This window comes from Protofrankia sp. Cj5 (assembly GCF_917627405.1).
Taxonomy (GTDB): Bacteria; Actinomycetota; Actinomycetes; order Frankiales; family Frankiaceae; genus Protofrankia.
The window spans coordinates 69,217-75,247 of sequence record NZ_CAKJTO010000007.1; the positions used below are offsets into that span (position 1 = coordinate 69,217).

General features: G+C 64.8%; 5 protein-coding genes and 1 pseudogene. 1 reads left to right on the forward strand and 5 read right to left on the reverse strand.

Annotated elements, in window-relative coordinates; translation table 11 throughout:
- Nucleotides 1-561: 561 nt before the first annotated feature.
- The gene (locus tag MJ777_RS03515) at nucleotides 562-1,083 is read right to left on the reverse strand and encodes an ATP-binding protein (RefSeq protein ID WP_239309046.1); all 522 of its coding nucleotides are present in this window, start codon (nucleotides 1,081-1,083) and stop codon (nucleotides 562-564) included.
- 421 nt (nucleotides 1,084-1,504) lie between these two features.
- A complete protein-coding gene (locus tag MJ777_RS03520; protein ID WP_239309048.1) occupies nucleotides 1,505-1,846 on the reverse strand; it encodes an anti-sigma factor antagonist in 342 nt (113 codons plus the stop codon).
- A gap of 311 nt (nucleotides 1,847-2,157) precedes the next feature.
- On the opposite strand from MJ777_RS03520, the gene MJ777_RS03525 reads away from it, so the two are divergent.
- The gene (locus tag MJ777_RS03525) at nucleotides 2,158-4,683 is read left to right on the forward strand and encodes a DEAD/DEAH box helicase (protein ID WP_370651458.1); all 2,526 of its coding nucleotides are present in this window, start codon (nucleotides 2,158-2,160) and stop codon (nucleotides 4,681-4,683) included.
- A 132-nt stretch (nucleotides 4,684-4,815) separates the two neighbouring features.
- Here the strand turns inward: MJ777_RS03525 and MJ777_RS22980 are convergent.
- The 3 genes and pseudogenes from MJ777_RS22980 to MJ777_RS03535 all read right to left on the reverse strand — a co-directional run.
- Nucleotides 4,816-5,235 (reverse strand): annotated as a pseudogene (locus MJ777_RS22980) (Rv3654c family TadE-like protein); the annotation flags it as partial.
- A gap of 22 nt (nucleotides 5,236-5,257) precedes the next feature.
- The gene (locus MJ777_RS03530; protein WP_239373111.1) at nucleotides 5,258-5,728 is read right to left on the reverse strand and encodes a TadE family type IV pilus minor pilin; all 471 of its coding nucleotides are present in this window, start codon (nucleotides 5,726-5,728) and stop codon (nucleotides 5,258-5,260) included.
- Nucleotides 5,729-5,819: 91 nt separating this feature from the next.
- Nucleotides 5,820-5,999, reverse strand: a complete 180-nt coding sequence (locus MJ777_RS03535; RefSeq protein ID WP_239348209.1) for a DUF4244 domain-containing protein — start codon at nucleotides 5,997-5,999, stop codon at nucleotides 5,820-5,822.
- Nucleotides 6,000-6,031 lie beyond the last annotated feature (32 nt).

Below are 6,031 nucleotides of genomic sequence, written 5' to 3' on the forward strand. Positions count from 1 at the left end.
CCCGGTCAGGTCGGTGCACCCTCCGAGTCCGCCCGGCGCCAGTTATGGCGTGGCGATGGGCGCGCACGGCCCGACGTCGCACCTGACGACGTCCTCGAGGTCGCCGTCCGGGCGCGAAGGGACGCCGGGCCGGCGTACGCGTCAACGTATGCAGTGCGATCGCCGACATGACTGCCGGCTGGAACGAGTCCGGATGATTATCCGGCTCGCTGTCGTACCGTCATACGGCAACCAGCGCACTGGCCCACGTTCCCCCGAACCTCCGTCCGGTACCACGGGGAGCACTCACGGCATCTCACCCGGCCGATCGACCGAGTGTGCGATGCGGCGCAGTCTATCCACATGGCTGTAACACGCGCTCGTTTTTGGTTGGTCATAGTTGATGAATGTTGTGCTTTGGTGGTTTGTGCATGTTCCCTGGGTGGGTTTCGATGCCCTAGTGGTTGCCGTCTGGTGTCGTTGATGTTACGTGATTACGATAAGTAATCGCGCTCGATGGCGGCTTGCCCCGGTGACCGGCGCGGCGTCCCGGTGCGGCCTCGGTTCCGGTGTGACGCGGAGTCAGATCGCTGAGATCGGTTTGTCCGCCTTCTTGCGGATCGGCCAGCGCATCGTGACGACTGTTCCACGTGTGTCGGGCCATGCGGTAACGGTGACGTCGTCCACGAGGCCCTCGATGAGGGCGAGACCGAGCCCCGCGGGAGCCACCAGCGACGTCTCGTCGCCGATCTCGTCGCCGGCCTGATCCTTGCTGACCTGGGCACAGTCGGTACCGATCAGTGCGGGCGAGGGGACCTGGCCATCGTGGTGGACGGGTGTCCGACCGCGGTCTTGCGGCCCGCGGTCGGACACCGATATCTCGAACACGTCGTCATCGTCGTTGACCCGGACGATTACAGGTGCTTGTGGATCAGACCGGCGGTTCACGCTGACAGCTCGGGCACATGCCTCACCGACCGCGAGCTTGACCTCGTCCAGGATCTCGTCGGGCACGCCCGAACGTCGGCTGATCGCGGCAGCGATCAGCCTGGCTGTGCGGACATGCCCGGGCAGGGCGGCGAAGCGCAACTCGACGATGGGCATGCGTCGAAATACCTGCCTCTCGATGGGTGGTGGGGGCTCTGGGGTGCCTGACCGTTATGGGGGAGAGGGGATGACCGGGTACAGGACTTTCCGACATGCGCTGTGTGGCCGACCACTTCGTTGCGTCCGGTCGCCCGACGGGCATCCATCATGTGACGTCCGGCGTTGCGCGGGGAGTCCCGGGTGCGCAGGCGATCGGCCGGGGCCCGTCTGGCCGCGCGCCCGGGACTCCCCGGCTCGGCCGTCTGGAGCTGGGGAGCCGGCGGCAGGGCCGCGTGTACCGCGGGCCCCGTCGGCCGGGCCCGCCTCCCGGCCGGGCGAAACGCCCGTTCGTGACGTTCTCGGCTGGCCAGGGCGTGTCTGATGGATCGTCGATCGCGCGGATCGGTGCCCACATCGACCAACATCCATCAGGCGCGCCCTAGTCCTTTGCGGCGAGTGCTTCCTCGACCGAGGCATGGATGGGGAAGACCTTCGTGAGACCGGTGATCCGGAAGATTTTCAATATCCGTTCCTGGGTGCAGACGAGCCGCAGTGACCCCTCGTGCGCCCGGACCCGCTTGAGGCCGCCGACGAGTACACCGAGACCGGTCGAGTCGAGGAACTCGACGCTTTCCATGTCGACGATGAGGTGGTACGACCCGCCCGACACAAGATCGATGAGCTGCTCACGCAACTTCGGTGCCGTGTAGACGTCAATCTCGCCGCCCACGACGACGATCGTGAAGTCCCCTTCCACACGGGTCGTGAGAGACAGGTCCACGGTTCCTCCTAGCGTGTGTTCGACAGCCGTCCGGCGGACGGCCGGCATCACGGCGGCACTACCCTCCCACGCTCGGATCAATCCGGCTCACCGCGACACAGCCGTTGCCTGCATCCACTGGCATTCTGCATATTATTGCGATCTCATTGTTTTTCTATTGTTCATCGTTGACTGTGTGATGTCTCGCTGCGATCGGCGCGATGTGTCACGTCGGGACGCTCCAGCGAACGACACAGGGCTGTGTAGCCGGCACGTGAGCATGTTTGCCCAGCCAGGCGCGGGTCGAGCGTCCTGGCCTACGCTGGGCTGCTGTGGGCGGAACCGCAGTGCCCGAGGGCGCGCCGGATCGTGGCGCGGTGATTTTTGATCAACTTTTCGCGCGTGCCCGTCGTCGGCGGTGTGTCACACACGTGGAGTACGTCCCGGCTCGGGCTGGTATGCGGGCGCCCTGGCCGGCGTGGGTGGATCCGGTACTGATCGCACGGCTGAGGGCCGCGGGGATTGACGCGCCATGGATTCATCAGGCGCTCGCCGCCGAGCATGCGCACAGCGGACGCAGCGTCGTGCTGGCGACGGGCACCGCTTCGGGCAAGTCGCTGGGATACCTCATGCCGGTGCTCAGCGGTCTGCTGGCCGGACCATCGGCCCGGGCGCTGTACCTCGCTCCGACCAAGGCGCTGGCGAACGACCAGCTCCGTGCGGTTCGTGCGCTCAATCTGACCGGGGTGCGTGCCGCTACTTACGACGGCGACACGCCTGCCTCCGAGCGCGACTGGGTTCGGGCTCACGCGACGTTCGTACTGACTAATCCTGACATGTTGAATCACGGTGTGTTGCCCTACCATCGGCGGTGGTCGGTCTTCCTGCGGGGTCTTCGATATGTCGTGGTCGACGAGTGCCATGGCTACCGGGGCGTGTTCGGCTCCCACATCGCGCACGTGCTGCGGCGGTTGCGACGGGTGGCTGCTCGGTACGGGTCGATGCCCGTGTTCGTCCTGGCGTCGGCGACCGTCTCCGGCCCCGGCCGTTCCGCCGGCCTTCTTACCGGACTCGATGTTGAAGTCGTCGAGGACGATGCCTCCCCCCGGGGCGCGACACGGTTTGTGCTGTATGAACCACCACTCACCGATCCCTGGCAGCCGCCCGCGTCCTCTCGGCCTGGTCCGCCTTGTCCGGCAGCTCTTCAGCTGGCGGGTCCCGAAGCGTCCGCACCGTCGCCCGCGGCACCGATGCCGGCCCGGCAACCAGCGGTATCGGCTGTCCTGGAATCGGCGCCCGGCGGGACGGGACTCGCAGGGCCGGGGGGCTCGTCGATCAATGATCACGGCGGGCAGGTTCGCCGCTCGGCCTCCGCCGAAGCCGCGGATCTGCTTGTGGATCTCGTGATCGACGGTGTACGTACTCTTGCGTTCGTACGCTCGCGGCGAGCGGCGGAAGCAGTTGCGCAGTCGGCCCGGCGAGCGTTGTCGGACGTGTCGGAGGAGCTCGCGAAGCGAGTTGCGGCCTATCGTGCGGGCTACCTGCCGGAGGAACGCCGGGAGCTGGAGGCGGATCTGCGCTCGGGACGGCTGCTTGGGGTTGCCGCGACGAACGCTCTCGAACTGGGTGTGGACGTTACCGGGCTGGATGCCGCCATCATCACCGGGTATCCGGGCACGCTCGCATCGTTGTGGCAGCAGGCGGGTCGCGCGGGCCGTGACGGCCAGGGAGCCTTTGTGATCATGATTGCTCGTGATGATCCTCTTGACACCTATCTCGTGCACCACCAGGAGGCCTTGTTTGGCCGGCCGGTCGAGGCCACCGTGCTTGATCCTGACAACCCTTACGTGCTCGGTCCCCATTTGGAGTGCGCGGCGGCCGAACTGCCGTTGACCGAGGCTGATTTTGATCTTTTCGGGCCGGCGGCCCGGGTCACAGTCGATGATCTCGTGCGTCGCGGTCGGCTCCGGCGCCGGCCGACAGGCTGGTACTGGACGCACCAACACCGACCGAATGTTGATATCCGTGGCATCGGCGGTCCGCCCGTGCGGATCGTGGAGGCCTCGACCGGGCGTCTGCTCGGAACGGTGGACGCCGCGGCGTCGCATGCGACGGTCCACCGCGGCGCGGTATATCTCCATCAGGGCAGTTTTTACGTGGTCACCGAATTTGATCTTGATGTGGCGGTCGCCTTTGTTGAGGCGGGCACGCCGGGCTGGACAACATCGGCCAGGGACGTGACCAACATCACGGTGATGGACGTGGCCCGTTCCCGGCGCGTCGATGAGGTCGAGCTGCACCTTGGGATGGTCGAGGTCAGTAGTCGGGTAGTGGGCTACCAGCGACGTCAGGTCGTGACTGGACGGGTGCTGGGGGAGGAGCCGCTTGACCTTCCCCCACGGCATCTGCGCACCCGGGCTGTCTGGTACACGGTGACCGACGATCTGCTGGCCGAGGCGGAGATCGATGAAGATGATGTCCCGGGTGCGGTCCATGCGGCCGAGCACGCGGCGATCGGCATCCTTCCGCTGTTCGCCACCTGCGATCGGTGGGATATCGGGGGGGTGTCCACCGCGTTGCATCCCGATACGGGCAGGGCCACGGTATTTGTCTATGACGGCCATCCGGGTGGAGCGGGCTTCGCCGAACGGGGCTTTCTGCACGGTGGGCCCTGGCTCCGGGCGACTCGAGATGTGATCGCCGCTTGTGAGTGCGTTGCTGGATGTCCATCGTGTGTGTACTCGCCAAAGTGCGGCAATGGTAACGAACCGCTGGACAAGCCGGCCTCGCACCGGTTGCTGGCGGCTGTACTGCGGCGACTCGATCCGACCGGAGCCGGGCAGGACACGCCTTCGTAGGCTGCGAGCTGGCTCTGTCCCGGTGGTGCGGGCCATCTCCACGCGCGGATCACCGGCGCGACCGTGGCTTTCGCGGGTGGGCGGAGCGCTCAGGGCAGAACCGTCAGCGGTTGCGTTCCACGGGCCGGCACGGGCCTGGGCAAGCAACGGTCCAAAGCCTCTGAGCGTTCCGGGCAGATCGATTGCTATTTCAATCTTCACGATATCTCCCGAGATCATGCAGGACAGGACGCGGCCGTGGTTCGCGAATCCGATTTCGTCAGCACGGGCGCACCTGGACAGTGGATTTCCGAATGGATCGCTGGCGGCCGCGAGCGCTGCCATGTCGGCGGCGTTCGCGGCCCGCTGACGATAGACCGCGATCATCGCCACCATCAGGACGACGCCGGTTAAGGCGCCAAGAACGAGAAATGCGGAAAGTACGAGTACGGTCGCCGAGCCCGTGTCGCCCGGACGCTTTCTCCGCGGCATGTTCCCGCCGTCGGATTCATCGTGTAGCCGCCATCGAAACCATTCCTTCGGGCGCGTTTCGATCATGTCTTTCGAAGGCATTTTTCTCCTTCTTTCCTGATTCTCAGGAACTGCTGTCAAGATGGCTTTCTTCGGTGCTTCCGGCTGCTTCAAGCGGTGCTGTTGATGATGCTTTAATAGTGATGAAAGGAGTGATGGAAGCGATTCCCATGGTTGCGTGTGTGTCGAGAGCGACCCGTACCACAACGAAATTAAAGCCACGAGTGATAGATATTTCTGAACCGTGCGGCGCGGCTCTTCCAGACCATAATCGCACTGTTTCGTCAGTTTCCCCGCGAGCGGCGGCACGGGCCCCTACGCGAGCCGCCTCCGCGCACCGCGCTTGAATGGCCACGGCGCTGACAAGCCATATTGAGATCAGCAGCACGAGTATCAGAGACGGGATCGCGAACGCCAGTTCGGCTGTTGCCTGGCCGCTGTCATCAGCCGTGCGCCGTTTGCTGCCGGCTGCCGCGGCGTGAGGAAGGCCAGGTTCTCCGGTGTCGCCAGAGCGGGTGCGGCGTAGCGTAATCATATTGTCGTTGGCATTCTCGGAATCATCGGTCGTCGGCAGAAATTTGTGGGCAAAATTTTTTGCCGTTATCCGAATATCGTTTCGATTCGCCTCAGAACTGAATCGATAATGCCCGATTTATGATGTTGGTCAGTAGTGTGCGGGTTGCCGAACTATGGATAACCGCATAGAGCACGGCGGCGAACCCGACTGCGGCGACTGTGCCCACGGCGTACTCCGCAGTCGACATTCCCGTGTCGTCACGGAATTTCCGAACAGTTCCGGAAGTGATGTTCCAGCGGCCGGCTCGACCCGACTGTGAGC